The following is a 15,039-nucleotide window of genomic DNA, read 5'->3' as shown; positions in this document are numbered from 1 at the left end:
CATGGCAGGCTCAACACCCTCAAGCGCCGGCGGCACCTTCAGTGCCGCCTCCAACGTTGCCTTCAAAAAGCAGCTCAACAAGGTCTACACCTGGTACACGGGCGGCTTCATCGTCTTCATCATCGCGCTGGCGATCCTGGAGCAGATGGGCCTGCCGCGCCAGTACATCGGCTTCATCTTCCTGATCTCCACCGTGCTGCTGTATGCGGGCATCGGCTTCATGAGCCGCACCTCGGATGCCAGCGAGTACTACGTGGCCGGCCGGCGGGTGCCGGCGATGTACAACGGCATGGCCACCGGCGCCGACTGGATGTCCGCCGCATCCTTCATCGGCATGGCCGGCACGCTTTATCTGACCGGCTATGGTGGCCTGGCCTTCATCATGGGCTGGACCGGCGGCTACTGCCTGGTGGCGCTGTTCCTGGCGCCCTATCTGCGCAAGTTCGGCCAGTTCACGATCCCCGACTTCCTGGGCGCGCGCTATGAGGGCAATCTGCCGCGCATCCTGGGCGTGATCGCCGCCATCCTGTGCTCCTTCACCTATGTGGTGGCGCAGATCTATGGCGTCGGTCTGATCACCGCGCGGCTCTCGGGGCTGGCCTTCGAGATCGGGGTCTTTGTCGGTCTGGCCGGCATCCTGGTCTGTTCCTTCCTGGGCGGCATGCGGGCCGTCACCTGGACCCAGGTGGCCCAGTACATCATCCTGATCATTGCCTACCTCGTGCCGGTGATCTGGCTGTCGGTCAAGCAGACCAATATCCCGGTGCCACAGGCCATCTACGGCTACCAGCTGGAGAAGGTCAGCGCGGCCGAGAAGAAGATCAAGGCCGATCCGAAGGAGCTGGAGGTCATCGAGATCTTCAAGGCCCGCGCGGCCGAGTTCGATGCCAAGCTCAAGGATGTGCCGGCCGCGATGGCTGCAGACAAGGCTGCGGCCGAGAGCAAGCTGGCCGCGCTGAAGGCGGCCAATGCCCCGGCGGCCGAGGTCGAGGCGGCGCAAAAGGCGTTGGCGGCCCTGCCGGCCACCGAGGCCGATGCCAAGAAGGCCTGGACGGCCGGCAAGACCGCCAATGAGGCGCGCGCCAAGCCGCTGGCCGGCATGCCGACCCACGGCCAGCAGTTTGCCGGCGATCCCAATGGTGACGAGAAGGCGAAGAAGACCTTCGACGAATCGCGCCGCAACTTCCTGGCTCTGGTGTTCTGCCTGATGGTGGGGACGGCCGCGCTGCCGCACATCCTGATGCGCTACTACACCACGCCCTCGGTCAGGGAGGCGCGCGAGTCGGTGACCTGGAGCCTGTTCTTCATCTTCCTGCTCTACTTCACCGCGCCGGCCCTGGCCGTGCTGGTCAAGTACGAAGTCTTCACCGTGCTGGTGGGCACGCCGTTCGATCAGTTGCCGGCCTGGATCAACAACTGGGCCAAGGTCGACCCGGCCCTGCTGGCGGTGGCCGATGTCAACAAGGACGGCATCTTCCAGCTCGGCGAGATGAGGATAGGTGGCGACATCATCGTGCTGGCCACGCCGGAGATCGGTGGCCTGCCCTATGTGATCTCGGGCATGGTGGCGGCCGGCGGCCTGGCGGCGGCGCTGTCCACCGCCGACGGCCTGCTGCTGACCATTGCCAATGCGCTGAGCCACGATGTCTATTACAAGATGATCGACCCGAACGCCTCGACCGCCCGCCGCGTCACCATCTCCAAGGTGTTGCTGCTGGTGGTGGCGCTGGCTGCGGCCTATGTCGCGGCGCAGAAGCCGGCCGACATCCTGTTCCTGGTCTCCGCTGCGTTCTCGTTCGCGGCCGCTGCCTTCTTCCCGGCCCTGGTGCTGGGGGTGTTCTGGAAGCGCGCCAACAAATGGGGTGCGTCGCTGGGCATCGCGGCCGGTCTGGGCATCACCTTCTACTATATGGTGACGACCCAGCCCTGGCTGCGCGGCGTGTTCGGCGTGACCTCGCCGATCGAGCTGTGGTGGGGGATCCTGCCGATCTCGGCCGGCCTGTTCGGCGTGCCGCTGGGCTTTGCGGTGATCATCATCGTCAGCCTGATCACGCCGGCGCCGAGCAAGGACACGCAGGAGTTGGTCGAGCATGTGCGCTATCCGGACCTGCGTCTGGGCAAGGCCTGATGCTTCTTTGATCAAGTCTTGATCTGAATCGGCCCCGCAGCTTGCTGCGGGGCTTTTTTCATGAATGATCACCCCATGAGCGATCCACCTCACGCCACGCCGTCCGCCAGTCTGCTGGGACATCTGCGCAGCGAGCTGAGTGCGCATGCCCCGTTCGCGCAGATGCAGGCCGCCCATGTGGAGCGCTTCCTGGCCGCGGCCAGCCAGGCCTATTACGGCCCGGGCGAGCTGCTGCTGGCGCCGGAGCAGGGGCCGGTCGAGCATCTGCTGTTCGTTCGCCAGGGAGCGGTGACGGCCCAGCGCGGCATCGCCGAGGCCACCGGCGGCTTTCATTTCGAACCGGGTGATTTCTTCCCGGTCGGCGCGCTGATGGGCGCGCGCGCCGTCACCGCCACCTACACCTCGCAGGGCGATACTTTCTGCTTGCTGCTGCCGGCGGCCGAAGTGCATGGACTGGCCCGGGTGAGCGCGCCTTTTGCCGATTTCCTGAACCGCCGCGTCGCGCAGTTTCTGGCGCTATCGCGCCGTGCGCTGCAGGTGGCCTACTCCTCGCAGACCCTGTCCGAGCAGTCGATGGAGACGCCGCTGGCCCAGCTGGCCCGCAAATCACCGACCGGCGTCGCGCCCGAGACCCCGCTGGCGCAGGCCCTGCTGCTGATGCACCAGCAACACATCGGCTCGGTGCTGGTGCTGGACGCCGCCGGCGCGCCGCTGGGCATCCTGACCCGCCACGATGTGCTGGCGCGCATCACCTTGCCGCAACTGCTGCTGGCCACGCCGATCGCCGCCGTGATGAGTACGCCGGTGCTGTGCCTGCGCGGCGAGGACACGGCCCAGGACGCGGCGCTGCTGATGTCGCGCCACGGCCTGCGCCATGTGCCGGTGCTTGGCGAGGGTGGGGCGGTCGTGGGCATCGTCTCGGAGCGCGATCTGTTCGCGATGCAGCGCCTGTCGCTCAAGCAGGTCAGCACGGCGATACGCAATGCCCAGGATGTGGACACGCTGCGCGTGGTGGCCCAGGACATCCGCCGCTTCGCCCGCAATCTGCTGGGCCAGGGCGTGGCGGCGCGGCAGCTGACCGAGCTGATCTCCCATCTCAACGATGTGCTGACCCAGCGCCTGCTGCAGCTGCTGGCCGAAGCCCATGGGCTGGACATGGGCCGGGCCTGCTGGCTGGCCTTTGGCTCCGAGGGGCGCGGCGAGCAGACCATTGCCTCCGACCAGGACAACGGCCTGATATTCGAGAGCAGCGACCCCGCCGCCGACCGGCCGCGCTGGCTGGCGTTTGCGCGGGCGGCCAACGAGGCCCTCGATGCCTGCGGCTACCCGCTGTGCAAGGGCCAGGTGATGGCCGGCAACCCGGCCTGCTGCCTGAGCCAACAGGAGTGGCTGGAAGCCTTCAGCGCCTGGATGGAGCACGGCGCGCCGGAGGACTTGCTGAAGGCTAGCATCTACTTCGACTTCCGGCCGATCTGGGGCGAGGCCAGGCTGGCGCGGCCGCTGCGCGCCCTGGTCAGCGACCATGCGGCGCGGCTGCCGCGCTTCATGCGCCAGATGGCCGAAAACGCGCTGCGCAACCGCACGCCGCTGAACTGGCTGGGCGCGGTCGAGGCCCAGCAGATCGGCGGCCGCGAGGGTGTGGACCTGAAGCTCGGCGGCACGGCCCTGTTTGTCGATGTGGCCCGGCTCTACGCGCTGGCCCATGGCGTGGCCGAGACCGGCACCCGGGCCCGTTTCGAGGCCCTGGGACAGGTGCTGCAGGCGCCCGCGCACGAGCGCGAGGGCTGGGTCGGCGCCTTCGAGTTCTTGCAGATGCTCAGGCTGCGGGTGCAGGGCGCTGCCGCCCACCCCAACTGGATCGCGCTGGACGAACTCAATGACATCGACCGCCGTGTGCTCAAGGAGAGCTACAAGGTGGCGCGTCGCCTGCAGCAGCGCCTGGAACTGGACTATCTGCGATGAGCGGCTGGTGGCAGCGCCTGACAGGCCGCGGCAGCGTCGATGCACAGCAGCGCTGGGTGGTGCTCGATGTCGAGACCACCGGGCTGGACCTGGAACGCGACCGGCTGCTGGCGATCGCGGCCATCGCGGTGGAGCTCAGGCCCGAGCCCCGCATCCTGCTGGGAGACAGTTTCGAGATCCTGCTGCGCCAGGACGAGGCCCGGCCCGTGCCGGCCGACTACAAGGCCAATATCCTGCTGCACGGCATCGGCCTGGCGGCCCAGCGCAGCGGCGTCGAGCCGGCGACGGCGCTGCGGGCCTTTGAGCAGTGGGCCGGCGCGGCGCCGCTGCTGGCCTTCCATGCAGCGTTTGACGAGGCCATGATCCAGCGCGAGATGGGCCGGCTGCTGGGCCGCCGCCTGTCCAACCGCTGGCTGGACCTGGAGCCGGTGGCCGCCGTGTTGCATGCCCAGGGGCGGCGGCGCTCGCTGGACGAGTGGATGGCGCACTTCGGCATTCGCTGCGCACAGCGCCATCAGGCCGCCGCCGACACGCTGGCCACGGCCGAGTTGCTGCTGCGGCTGTGGCCGGCCTTGCGCGAGCGGGGCGAGACCCGCTTCAGCGATCTGCGCCGCATCGCCGGCCAGCGGCGCTGGCTGGCCGCCTGAGCTCTGGGTGCCGACCCCGCCCCCACCCCTGTGGCACACTCGCGCGCTTCAAGATTTAGCCTTGGCTTTCGCTGTTTTGGACAAGATCCTGCTTCAAATTGCCGCCGAACTGAAGGTTCGCCCGGCCCAGATCAACGCGGCGGTGGAGCTGCTCGATGGCGGTGCCACCGTGCCCTTCATCGCCCGCTACCGCAAGGAAGTCACCGACGGCCTGGACGACATCCAGCTGCGCGAGCTGGAGTCGCGCCTGGGCTATCTGCGCGAGCTGGAGGACCGCCGCGCCGCCGTGCTCAAGAGCATCGCGGAGCAGGGCAAGCTGACGCCGGAGCTGCAGGCCGCGATCCTGGCCGTGCCGACCAAGCAGGAGCTCGAAGACCTCTACCTGCCCTATAAGCAAAAGCGCCGCACCAAGGGCATGATCGCCCGCGAGGCCGGCCTGGAGCCGCTGGCCGACAAGCTGTTTGCCGACCCGATGCTGGACCCGCAGGCCGAGGCGCCGGCCTTCGTCAACGCGGAACTGGGCTTTGCCGATGCTTTCGCCGTGCTGGACGGCGTGCGCGACCTGCTCAGCGAGCGCTGGGCCGAGGACGCCTTGCTGATCGGCAAGCTGCGCGAATGGCTGTGGGCCGAGGGCCTGTTCAAGTCCAAGCTGATGGACGGCAAGGACGAGAACAACCCGGACATCTCCAAGTTCCGCGACTATTTCGACTACGCCGAGCCCATCCGTACCGTGCCCTCGCACCGTGCGCTGGCGGTGTTTCGCGGCCGCACGCAGGAGTTTCTCGATGCCAAGCTGGTGCTGGACGAGGAGATCGTGGCCGGCCAGCCCGGCCTGGCCGAGGGGCGCATCGCCCGCCACCTGGGCTGGAGCCCCGCCGGCCGGGCCGGCGACACCTTGATCCGCAAGACCGTGGCCTGGACCTGGAAGGTCAAGCTCAGCATGAGCCTGGAACGCGATCTGTTCTCGCGCCTGCGCGAGGAGGCCGAGAAGGTGGCGATCAAGGTGTTCGCCGAGAACCTGCGCGATCTGCTCTTGGCCGCACCGGCCGGCAAGCGCGTCGTGATGGGGCTGGACCCGGGCATACGCACCGGTGTCAAGGTGGCGGTGGTGTCGGACACCGGCCGTGTGCTGGACACACATACCGTCTACCCGCACGAGCCACGCAAGGACTGGGAGGGTTCGCTGCACACGCTGGGTCGCCTGGTGGCCACGCACGGCGTCAATCTGATCGCGATCGGCAATGGCACGGCCAGCCGCGAGACCGACAAGCTGGCCGCCGACCTGATCAAGCGCATCCAGCAGCTTGCGCCCGGCACCATCATCGAGAAGGTGGTCGTCAGCGAAGCCGGCGCCTCGGTCTACTCGGCCTCCGAGTTCGCCTCCAAGGAGCTGCCGGACCTGGATGTGTCGCTGCGCGGCGCCGTGTCGATCGCGCGCCGCCTGCAGGATCCGCTGGCCGAGTTGGTCAAGATCGATCCGAAGAGCATAGGCGTCGGCCAGTACCAGCACGATGTCAACCAGAGCGAGCTGGCCAAGACCCTGGACGCCGTCGTCGAGGACTGCGTGAACTCGGTGGGCGTGGATCTGAACACCGCGTCGGCACCCCTGCTGGCGCGGGTCTCGGGCCTTTCGGGCACGGTGGCGGCATCGATCGTGCGATGGCGCGATGCCAATGGCGCCTTCAAGGACCGTCAGCAACTGCTGGCTGTGACGGGCCTGGGCCCCAAGACCTTCGAGCAGTCGGCCGGTTTCCTGCGCATCCGTGACGGCGAGAATCCGCTGGACCTGACCGGCGTCCACCCCGAGACCTACCCGGTGGTACAGAAGATCATGGCGGCGGTGCAGCGCCCGGTGGCCGACATCATGGGCAAGAGCGATGTGATCCGCACGCTGAAGCCCGAGGCCTTTGCCGACGACAAGTTCGGCGCGATCACCGTCAAGGACATCCTGACCGAGCTGGAGAAGCCGGGTCGCGATCCGCGCCCGGACTTCAAGGTGGCGCGCTTCAACGACGGCGTCGAGGACATCAAGGACCTGACCGAAGGCATGGTGCTGGAGGGCACGGTGTCCAATGTCGCGCAGTTCGGCGCCTTCATCGACCTGGGCGTGCACCAGGACGGCCTGGTCCATGTCAGCCAGCTGGCCAACAAGTTCGTCAGCGATGCGCGCGAGGTCGTCAAGACCGGCGACATCGTCAAGGTGAGGGTGCTGGAGGTCGACCTGGCCCGCAAGCGCATCTCGCTGACGATGAAGCTCGATGCCGCGCCGGCCCCGCGCGGCACCGCCAAGGCCGATAACAGCTACCGCCCGGCCGCGCGCAACGAGCGCCCGGCCGCCGGCCGCGCACCGGCCGCAGCGCCCAGCGGCGGCAATGCGATGGCCGCGGCCTTTGCCAAGCTGCAGACCAAGCGCTGACCGACACTCTGGAGTAATTCTTGAACCGACACGCCGCCGCCACTGTTGTCGTCTGTGCCCTGAGCACCCTGCCATCCGCGTGGGCGCAGGACATGCCCGGAGGACCGCCCGAGCCGACGGTGCAGCCTGGCAACCGACTGGATCGGGTCGAGATCCAGTCGCGCCCGCAAAGCGATACCGATCTGCGCCGCCGCTCGCCGGTGGCCAAGCAGATCTACGGCCGCGAGGAGATCGACAAGTACGGCGACCAGAACGTGGCCGATGTGCTCAAGCGCCTGCCCGGCGTCAATATGCAGGACGGCGCGCCACGCATGCGCGGCCTGGGCGCCGGCTACACGCTGATACTGATCAACGGCGATCCGGCCCCGCCGGGTTTTGCCCTGGACCAGCTGAACCCGGCCCAGGTCGAGCGCATCGAGGTGACCAAGGGCCCCAGCGCCGACCAGAGCGCCCAGGCGGTGGCCGGCGCGATCAACATCATCCTGAAGGAGGCGCCGCGCACCTCGCAGCGCGATCTGCGCCTGGCCCTGGGCTATAGCGTGCAGCGCCCGGTGCCCTCGGCCACCTTCACCTTTGGCGAGCGCATCGGCCCGGTGTCGCTGGCGGTGCCGGTCTCGGCGTTTGAGTGGCGCGGCCGCAATGAGTTCGTCATCGAGCGCTTTGCGCCTGGCACTGACGAGTACCGTTCGCCCTCGCGCGCCATCCAGCGCCAGCAGCAGGCCTTCTGGGGCCATGGTTTCAATACCTCGCCGCGCCTGAGCTGGAAGCTCAGCGACGAGCAGACCCTGACTCTGCAGGGCTTCGCCCAGCGCGGCTACTGGAACAACCGCAACCGCTTCGACGACCAGATCTTGCTGGGCGAGCCCAGCCTGGACGATGACAGCCACAACAACGGCACCTGGCAGGTGCTGCGCGGCAATGCCAATTGGGTGAACCGCTTTGCCGACTCGCAGCGCATCGAGCTGAAGGCGGGGGTGCAGGACGCGCAGAACCGCTTCACCAACCGCAGCTTCCGCAATGACGTGATCTGGCGCCTTTCCGAAGGTGAGAACCATGACCGCAACTTCACGCAGTCCGGCAAGTACGCCCGGCTGCTGGGCGAGGAACACAGCCTGACGGTGGGCTGGGATCTGGAGTGGCGCAAGCGCGACGAGGAGCGCAGCGTCACCGAGAACGGCAGGCCGCAGCTGGCCGGTATCGAGGGGCTGCCCTTCACGGCCCGCATCGAGCGCCAGGCCTTCTTCGTGCAGGACGAGTGGGAGCTGTCGCCGCAGTGGTCCACCTATCTGGGCCTGCGCACCGAGCGCATCGCCACCGTGAGCCGTGGCAGCGAGGTGGCCTCGCGCAGCACCAGCCGCGTGACGACGCCGCTATGGCATCTGAATTACAAGCTCGACCCCAAGGGCCGCGACCTGATCCGCGCCAGCCTGACGCGCAGCTACAAGGCGCCGGATCTGAACGCCTTGCTGGCTCGCCCGGGCATCAATGGCTTGTTTCCGCTGCTCGACAAGGACAACAAGCCGCAGCGCAACGAAGAGCAGTATCCGGACCGCATCGGCAACCCCTTGCTCAAGCCCGAGCTGGCCACGGGCCTGGACCTGGCCTTCGAGAAGTACCTCGAAGGCGGTGGTCTGGTCAGCGTCGGTGTGTTCCATCGCCGGGTCAACAACCTGATCCGCAATGTCTCGACACTGGAGGAGGTCAGCTGGTCCACGCTGCCGCGCTGGGTCTCGCGCCCGGTCAACTTCTCCAAGGCCAAGACCAGCGGCCTGGAACTGGAGCTCAAGGGCCGGGCTGGTGAGCTGATGCCCGCGCTGTTCGAGCCCAGGCTGGCGCTCAATCTGCGTGCCGCACTGAGCTTCTACAAGTCCGATGTCGAGGCCGTCCAGGGGCCGAACAACCGGCTCGACAGCCAGCAGCCCTGGTCGGGCAATTTCGGCCTCGACTACCGGCTCAGCAGCCTGCCGCTGCTGACCGGCGTCAGCCTGGTCTACACGCCGGGCTACACGACGCAGCAGACAGTGTCGCAAAGCCTGGAGCAGTCGCGCAGCCGCTCGCTGGATGTGTTCGCCCAATGGAGCTTCAGCCGCACGGCCTCGCTGCGCCTGTCGGCCAACAATCTCGCCCCCTTCGACACCCGCTCGACCACGATGCTGGCTGATACCGGCTACGGCAGCAGCACCGAGCGCAGCACCCGGACCTGGTTCGGCGCGGCGCTGGAGCTCAAGCTCTGAGCAGGACAGGTGCGATGCAGGCGCTGCAGATCTTCGCCGGCCCGCGTGCCCGCCAGCGCCTGCGCGAGCGGGGCCTGCGGCCGGCAGATGTGCAGGTGGTCCCGGCCGCCGCCGGCGGCCCCAAGGGCCTGATACTCGGGCCGCTGGACCAGCACATCTTCGGGCCCTGGTTGGGCCAGAGTGCTCAGCCGGTGCACCTGCTGGGCGCCTCGATCGGCGCCTGGCGCATGGCCACGGCCTGCCTCGGTGAGCCGCAGACCGAGTTCGAGCGCCTGACCGAGGCCTATGTGCAGCAGCGCTACGACAGCCTGCCGGGCCGGCGACCGAGTGCTGCCAGCGTCAGCCGCGGTTTTGCCGCGACCTTGAACGACTGCTTCGGCGGTCGTGAGGGCCTGGTCTTGAGCCACCCGCGCTACCGCCTGCATGTGTTCACCTCGCGCGGCCGCCACATCCTGGGCCGCGAGGGCCGGCTGCGCACGCCGCTGGGCTATGCCGGCGCCTTTGCCGCGAACTTGCTGGCGCGCCGCGCAATGGGCGGCTGGCTGGACCGGGTGGTGTTCTCCGACCCGCGTGCGCCGCTGCCGATGCCGCTGCATGATTTCCGCAGCCATCAGGCTCTGCTCGGCGAGCGCAATCTGCTGCAGGCCATCCTCGCCAGCTGCTCGATCCCGTTCTGGCTGCAGGCGGTGCAGGACATTTCCGGCGGGCCGCCCGGCGCGTACTGGGACGGCGGCATCACCGACTACCACCTGCATCTGAACTATGCGGCCATGGTCGGCGATGGCCTGGTGCTGTATCCGCATTTCCAGCGGCAGGTGGTGCCGGGCTGGCTGGACAAGGGGCTCAAGCGCCGCCATGGCGCCAGCGCCTTTCTCGACAATGTCGTGCTGCTGGCGCCGAGCCCGGCCTGGGTGGCCGGCCTGCCGCGGGCCAAGCTGCCGGACCGCGATGACTTCAAGCACTACGGCGACGACGTTGCCGGCCGCGCCAAGGTCTGGCGTCAGGCCGTGGCCGAGAGCCAACGTCTGCGCGACGAATTTGCCGCGGCCTGTGCACAGCCCGAGATCCTGGCGCTGCCGCTTTGATTACAATCGGCCATCCTCAGACAACAAGGGCGAGAAAGGCATCATGGTTATGACACCGCGAACTACGACCACCTCTCAAGGTAAATAGTCGGCCGCGGCTCGTCTCGTCTTTCCATCTCTCCCTCAAAAGCGCGGCAGCAGGCCGCGCTTTTTTGTTTTGCATTCGGAGTATTCCAATGATCTCGATTCAACTTCCCGACGGCTCTAAGCGTGAGTTCCCGCAAGCCCTCACCGTCTTCGACGTGGCGGCCTCGATCGGCGCCGGTCTGGCCAAGGCGGCGCTGGCCGGCAAGGTCGATGGCAAGGTGGTCGACACCAGCTTCCTGATCGAAGCCGATGCCCAGCTGGCCATCATCACCGACAAGGATGCCGACGGCCTGGAGGTGATCCGCCACTCGACCGCCCACCTGCTGGCCTATGCGGTCAAGGAGTTGTTCCCCGAGGCCCAGGTCACGATAGGCCCGGTGATCGAGAACGGTTTCTTCTACGACTTCTCCTACAAGCGCCCGTTCACGCCCGAGGATCTGGTCGCCATCGAGGCCAAGATGAGCGAGCTGGCCAAGAAGGACGAGAAGGTCCAGCGCCGCGTGCTGCCGCGTGACGAGGCCGTGGCCTATTTCAAGGGCATCGGTGAGGACTACAAGGCCGAGATCATCTCCAGCATCCCGGCCGGCGAGGATGTCTCGCTGTACCGCGAGGGTGCCTTCGAGGACCTGTGCCGCGGCCCGCATGTGCCGTCGACCGGCAAGCTCAAGCACTTCAAGCTGATGAAGGTGGCCGGCGCCTACTGGCGCGGTGATCATCGCAACGAGATGCTGCAGCGCATCTACGGCACGGCCTGGGCCAGCAAGGACGATCTGCAGAAGTACCTGCTGATGCTGGAGGAGGCCGAGAAGCGCGACCACCGCAAGCTCGGCAAGGAGCTCGACCTGTTCCATATCGACGAGCATGCCCCGGGCGTGGTGTTCTGGCACCCCAAGGGCTGGACGGTCTGGCAAGAAGTCGAACAGTACATGCGCCGCGTCTACCGCGACAACGGCTACCAGGAGGTCAAGGGCCCGCAGCTGCTGGACAAGACGCTGTGGGAGGCCACGGGCCACTGGGACAAGTACCGCGACAATATGTTCACGACCGAGTCGGAGAAGCGCGATTACGCGCTCAAGCCGATGAACTGTCCCGGCCACATCCTGATCTTCAAGCACGGCATCAAGAGTTACCGCGACCTGCCGCTGCGCTTCGGCGAGTTCGGCCAGTGCCACCGCAACGAACCCACCGGCGGCCTGCACGGCATCATGCGCGTGCGCGGCTTCACGCAGGACGACGGCCACATCTTCTGCACCGAGGACCAGATCCTGCAGGAGTGCGTCAACTACACGGTGCTCTTGCAGAAGGTCTACCAGGACTTCGGCTTCACCGACATCATCTACAAGGTGGCGACGCGGCCCGAGGCCCGCATCGGCTCGGACGAGGTGTGGGACAAGGCCGAGTTCGCGCTGATGGAGTCGCTGCGCGCCTCCGGCGTCGAGTTCGTCATTGCGCCGGGCGACGGCGCCTTCTACGGTCCGAAGATCGAGTACACGCTGAAGGATGCGCTGGGCCGCCAGTGGCAGTGCGGCACGATGCAGGTCGACTTCTCGATGCCGGGCCGTCTGGGTGCTGAATACGTGGACGAGCATGGCGAGCGCCGCGAGCCCGTGATGCTGCATCGGGCCATCGTCGGCAGCCTGGAGCGCTTCATCGGCATCCTGATCGAGCAGCATGCCGGCGCCCTGCCGGCCTGGCTGGCGCCGGAGCAGGTGGTGGTGGCCAATATCACCGATGCGCAGGCTGACTACGTCGCCGAAATCGTGAAATCACTGCAAAAACAAGGAGTTAGGGTCAAGGCGGATTTGCGAAACGAGAAAATCACGTATAAAATCCGCGAGCATTCTTTGCAGAAGGTTCCGTTCATCCTCGTCGTTGGCGACAAGGAAAAGGCAAATGGAGCCGTTGCGGTGCGCGCCCGTGGCAACCAAGACCTGGGTGTGATGCCCCTGGAGAGCTTCCTGGAGAAGCTCTCGGGTGATATCACGCAGAAGGTCTAGCTCTGGGCGCGCTTTTGCTTGTGTTTGGGCCTCTATGCCTTGGAGGCCTGTTGAAAGGTATGCACCATCGCTACTTTTGCTGATCGTCGTGCGATTCCCGAGCGTAAGCATCGGCTGAACCGTGAAATCCTGGCTCCCGAAGTCCGCCTGAACGGCCCCGAGAACGAGCCCCTGGGTATCGTGAGCATCATGGAAGCCCTGCGCATGGCGGGCGAGCTGGATGTGGATCTGGTCGAAATTTCCGCGACGGCGACACCTCCGGTGTGCCGCCTGATGGACTACGGCAAGTTCAAGTACATCGAGCAGAAGCGGGCGGCCGAGGCGAAGTCCAAGCAAAAGGTCATCGAGATCAAGGAAGTCAAGTTCCGCCCGGGTACGGACGAAGGCGACTACCAGATCAAGATGCGCAATCTGCGTCGCTTCATCGCCGAAGACGGTGACAAAGGCAAGGTGACCCTGCGCTACCGTGGTCGCGAGATCACGCATCAGGACATCGGCATGCGGCTGCTGGAGCGTATTCGCGACGAGCTGTCGGATGTGGCCGTGGTGGAGAACATGCCCAAGCTGGAAGGCCGGCAGATGATCATGGTGCTTGCACCGAAAAAGCGCTAAAGCGCTTTGCAGTTTCAGCCCGCCGATCTGGTCGTCGGCGGGCTTATTAGTCTCCAGAGGCTGAACAAGTGCAGCGAGGAATCGCTGACGCCCCTGGGACATCTTAGAAGGAGCAATAACATGCCCAAAATGAAGACCAAGAGCAGCGCGAAAAAGCGTTTTCGCGTTCGTCCGGGTGGCACCGTCAAGCGCGGTCAAGCGTTCAAGCGCCACATCCTGACCAAGAAGACCACGAAGAACAAGCGCCACCTGCGTGGCACGACGACCGTGCACGAAACCAACATGGGTCACATCGCTCAGATGCTGCCCTTTGCTGGCCTGTAATTCCACCATTTAACTAAAGGAGATTTAATATGCCTCGCGTTAAACGTGGTGTTACCGCTCGTGCCCGTCACAAGAAGGTCCTGGCTCTGGCCAAGGGCTTCCGTGGTCGCCGTAAGAATGTCTTCCGCATCGCCAAGCAGGCGGTGATGAAGGCAGGTCAATACGCCTACCGTGACCGTCGCGCCAAGAAGCGTGTGTTCCGTGCGCTGTGGATTGCTCGTATCAACGCAGCAAGCCGTGGCCTGGGTCTGACCTACAGCAAGTTCGTGGCCGGCCTGAAGAAGGCCCAGATCGACATCGACCGCAAGGTTCTGGCCGACCTGGCCGTGAACGATCCGGCCGGTTTCGCTTCGATCTTCGCCAAGGTGAAGGCCGCTCTCGCTTAATTGCCAGGGCCGCAGCAATGCGGCCGTGGTGGCCCTGGTGCAAGCCGGGGCGCGACCTTTAGGGGCCGACACCCAGGTGTTCGGCCCTTTTTCATTTCTGATACGAACTCGCCCCGCGATGAACGATCTCGATCAACTGCTACAGAGCGCGCAGGCAGACTTTGCCGCCGCAGCCACGCCCGCCGACTTGGAAAACGCCAAGGCCCGATTTCTGGGCAAGTCCGGTCGCGTGACCGAGCTGATGAAGGGCCTGGCCGCACTGACCATCGACGAGAAGAAAACCCGCGGGGCCGAGATCAACGTCCTCAAGGTCGGCATCGAGGCCGCGTTGAGCGAGCGCCGCCAGGCCCTCGCCGACGCCGAGCTCGAGATCCAGCTGAAGGCCGAGGCCCTGGATGTCAGCCTGCCCGGCCGCCAGCGCGGCACCGGCGGCCTGCACCCGATCACGCGGGCGATGGAACGCATCGAGGCGATCTTCGGATCGATGGGTTTCGATGTGGCCGACGGCCCCGAGATCGAGAACGACTGGTTCAACTTCACCGCGTTGAACACGCCGGCCGATCACCCGGCCCGCTCGATGCATGACACCTTCTATGTCGAAGGGGGTCATGTCTTGCGCACCCACACCAGCCCGATGCAGATCCGCTATGCCGTGCAGCATGTCAAGCGCCACCAGGCCTTGATAGCCGCGGGTCAGCCCATGCCGGAAATCCGCGTGATCGCGCCCGGCCGCACCTACCGCGTCGACAGCGATGCGACTCACTCGCCGATGTTCCACCAGGTCGAGGGTCTGTGGGTTGGCGAGAACATCTCGTTCAAGGACCTGAAGTCGGTCTATGTGAACTTTCTGCAGCAGTTCTTCGAGACGACGGACATGCAGATCCGTTTCCGCCCCAGCTACTTCCCCTTCACCGAGCCCAGCGCCGAGATCGACATGATGTTCGGCACCGGTCCGCTGAAGGGCCGCTGGCTGGAGGTGTCGGGCTCCGGTCAGGTGCATCCGCAGGTGATACGCAATATGGGCCTGGACCCGGAGCGCTACATCGGCTTTGCCTTCGGCTCGGGCATCGACCGTCTGGCGATGCTGCGTTATGGCGTCAACGATCTGCGCCTGTTCTTTGATGGCGATCTGCGCTTCCTGTCGCAGTTCAAGTAAGCAGC

Annotated in this window: 11 protein-coding genes; all 11 read left to right on the top strand. The window is 66.1% G+C overall.

Features of this window, described 5'->3' with window-relative positions:
* Window position 1 precedes the first annotated feature (1 nt).
* The 11 genes from ABGI63_RS23310 (at window position 2) to pheS (ending at window position 15,034) form a co-directional block, all read left to right on the top strand.
* Window positions 2-2,128, top strand: a complete 2,127-nt coding sequence (locus ABGI63_RS23310; protein ID WP_349744955.1) for a sodium:solute symporter family protein — start codon at window positions 2-4, stop codon at window positions 2,126-2,128.
* A 75-nt stretch (window positions 2,129-2,203) separates the two neighbouring features.
* Entirely contained in the window at window positions 2,204-4,090 is a 1,887-nt protein-coding gene (locus ABGI63_RS23305) for a DUF294 nucleotidyltransferase-like domain-containing protein (RefSeq protein WP_349744954.1), read from the top strand.
* Window positions 4,087-4,737: a 3'-5' exonuclease gene (locus ABGI63_RS23300; RefSeq protein WP_349744953.1), complete on the top strand. Its 651-nt coding sequence runs from the start codon at window positions 4,087-4,089 to the stop codon at window positions 4,735-4,737. The genes ABGI63_RS23305 and ABGI63_RS23300 overlap by 4 nt, the downstream gene beginning before the upstream one ends.
* Window positions 4,738-4,813: 76 nt before the next feature.
* A complete protein-coding gene (locus ABGI63_RS23295) occupies window positions 4,814-7,153 on the top strand; it encodes a Tex family protein (RefSeq protein WP_349745011.1) in 2,340 nt (779 codons plus the stop codon).
* Between the two features lie 92 nt (window positions 7,154-7,245).
* A complete protein-coding gene (locus tag ABGI63_RS23290; RefSeq protein WP_349744952.1) occupies window positions 7,246-9,387 on the top strand; it encodes a TonB-dependent receptor plug domain-containing protein in 2,142 nt (713 codons plus the stop codon).
* Between the two features lie 14 nt (window positions 9,388-9,401).
* A complete protein-coding gene (locus ABGI63_RS23285) occupies window positions 9,402-10,472 on the top strand; it encodes a patatin-like phospholipase family protein (protein ID WP_349744951.1) in 1,071 nt (356 codons plus the stop codon).
* A 176-nt stretch (window positions 10,473-10,648) separates the two neighbouring features.
* Complete coding sequence (gene thrS / locus ABGI63_RS23280) at window positions 10,649-12,556, top strand: threonine--tRNA ligase (RefSeq protein WP_349744950.1); 1,908 nt, start codon at window positions 10,649-10,651, stop codon at window positions 12,554-12,556.
* 66 nt (window positions 12,557-12,622) lie between these two features.
* On the top strand, window positions 12,623-13,168 hold the full coding sequence (infC, locus tag ABGI63_RS23275; protein ID WP_266004296.1) for a translation initiation factor IF-3: 546 nt from the start codon (window positions 12,623-12,625) through the stop codon (window positions 13,166-13,168).
* A 120-nt stretch (window positions 13,169-13,288) separates the two neighbouring features.
* A complete protein-coding gene (gene rpmI / locus ABGI63_RS23270) occupies window positions 13,289-13,492 on the top strand; it encodes a 50S ribosomal protein L35 (RefSeq protein WP_137943977.1) in 204 nt (67 codons plus the stop codon).
* 29 nt (window positions 13,493-13,521) lie between these two features.
* Window positions 13,522-13,878, top strand: a complete 357-nt coding sequence (gene rplT, locus ABGI63_RS23265; protein WP_102766472.1) for a 50S ribosomal protein L20 — start codon at window positions 13,522-13,524, stop codon at window positions 13,876-13,878.
* A 118-nt stretch (window positions 13,879-13,996) separates the two neighbouring features.
* On the top strand, window positions 13,997-15,034 hold the full coding sequence (gene pheS / locus ABGI63_RS23260; RefSeq protein WP_137943976.1) for a phenylalanine--tRNA ligase subunit alpha: 1,038 nt from the start codon (window positions 13,997-13,999) through the stop codon (window positions 15,032-15,034).
* The last annotated feature ends 5 nt before the right edge of the window (window positions 15,035-15,039 follow it).

The sequence above is a fragment of the Roseateles cavernae genome, from assembly GCF_040187885.1.
GTDB classification, from domain to species: Bacteria; Pseudomonadota; Gammaproteobacteria; order Burkholderiales; family Burkholderiaceae_C; genus Roseateles_E; species Roseateles_E cavernae.
Note: the sequence above shows the minus strand (reverse complement) of the source record. Positions and strands in the feature narration are given on the sequence as shown.

Bases quoted from the DNA above. Each gene is read 5' to 3' on its own strand.
- rplT (WP_102766472.1), top strand. From the start codon at position 13,522: ATGCCTCGCGTTAAACGTGGTGTTACCGCTCGTGCCCGTCACAAGAAG.
- rpmI (WP_137943977.1), top strand. From the start codon at position 13,289: ATGCCCAAAATGAAGACCAAGAGCAGCGCGAAAAAGCGTTTTCGCGTT.
- ABGI63_RS23305 (WP_349744954.1), top strand. From the start codon at position 2,204: ATGAGCGATCCACCTCACGCCACGCCGTCCGCCAGTCTGCTGGGACAT.
- pheS (WP_137943976.1), top strand. From the start codon at position 13,997: ATGAACGATCTCGATCAACTGCTACAGAGCGCGCAGGCAGACTTTGCC.
- ABGI63_RS23285 (WP_349744951.1), top strand. From the start codon at position 9,402: ATGCAGGCGCTGCAGATCTTCGCCGGCCCGCGTGCCCGCCAGCGCCTG.
- ABGI63_RS23290 (WP_349744952.1), top strand. From the start codon at position 7,246: ATGCCCGGAGGACCGCCCGAGCCGACGGTGCAGCCTGGCAACCGACTG.
- thrS (WP_349744950.1), top strand. From the start codon at position 10,649: ATGATCTCGATTCAACTTCCCGACGGCTCTAAGCGTGAGTTCCCGCAA.
- ABGI63_RS23310 (WP_349744955.1), top strand. From the start codon at position 2: ATGGCAGGCTCAACACCCTCAAGCGCCGGCGGCACCTTCAGTGCCGCC.
- ABGI63_RS23300 (WP_349744953.1), top strand. From the start codon at position 4,087: ATGAGCGGCTGGTGGCAGCGCCTGACAGGCCGCGGCAGCGTCGATGCA.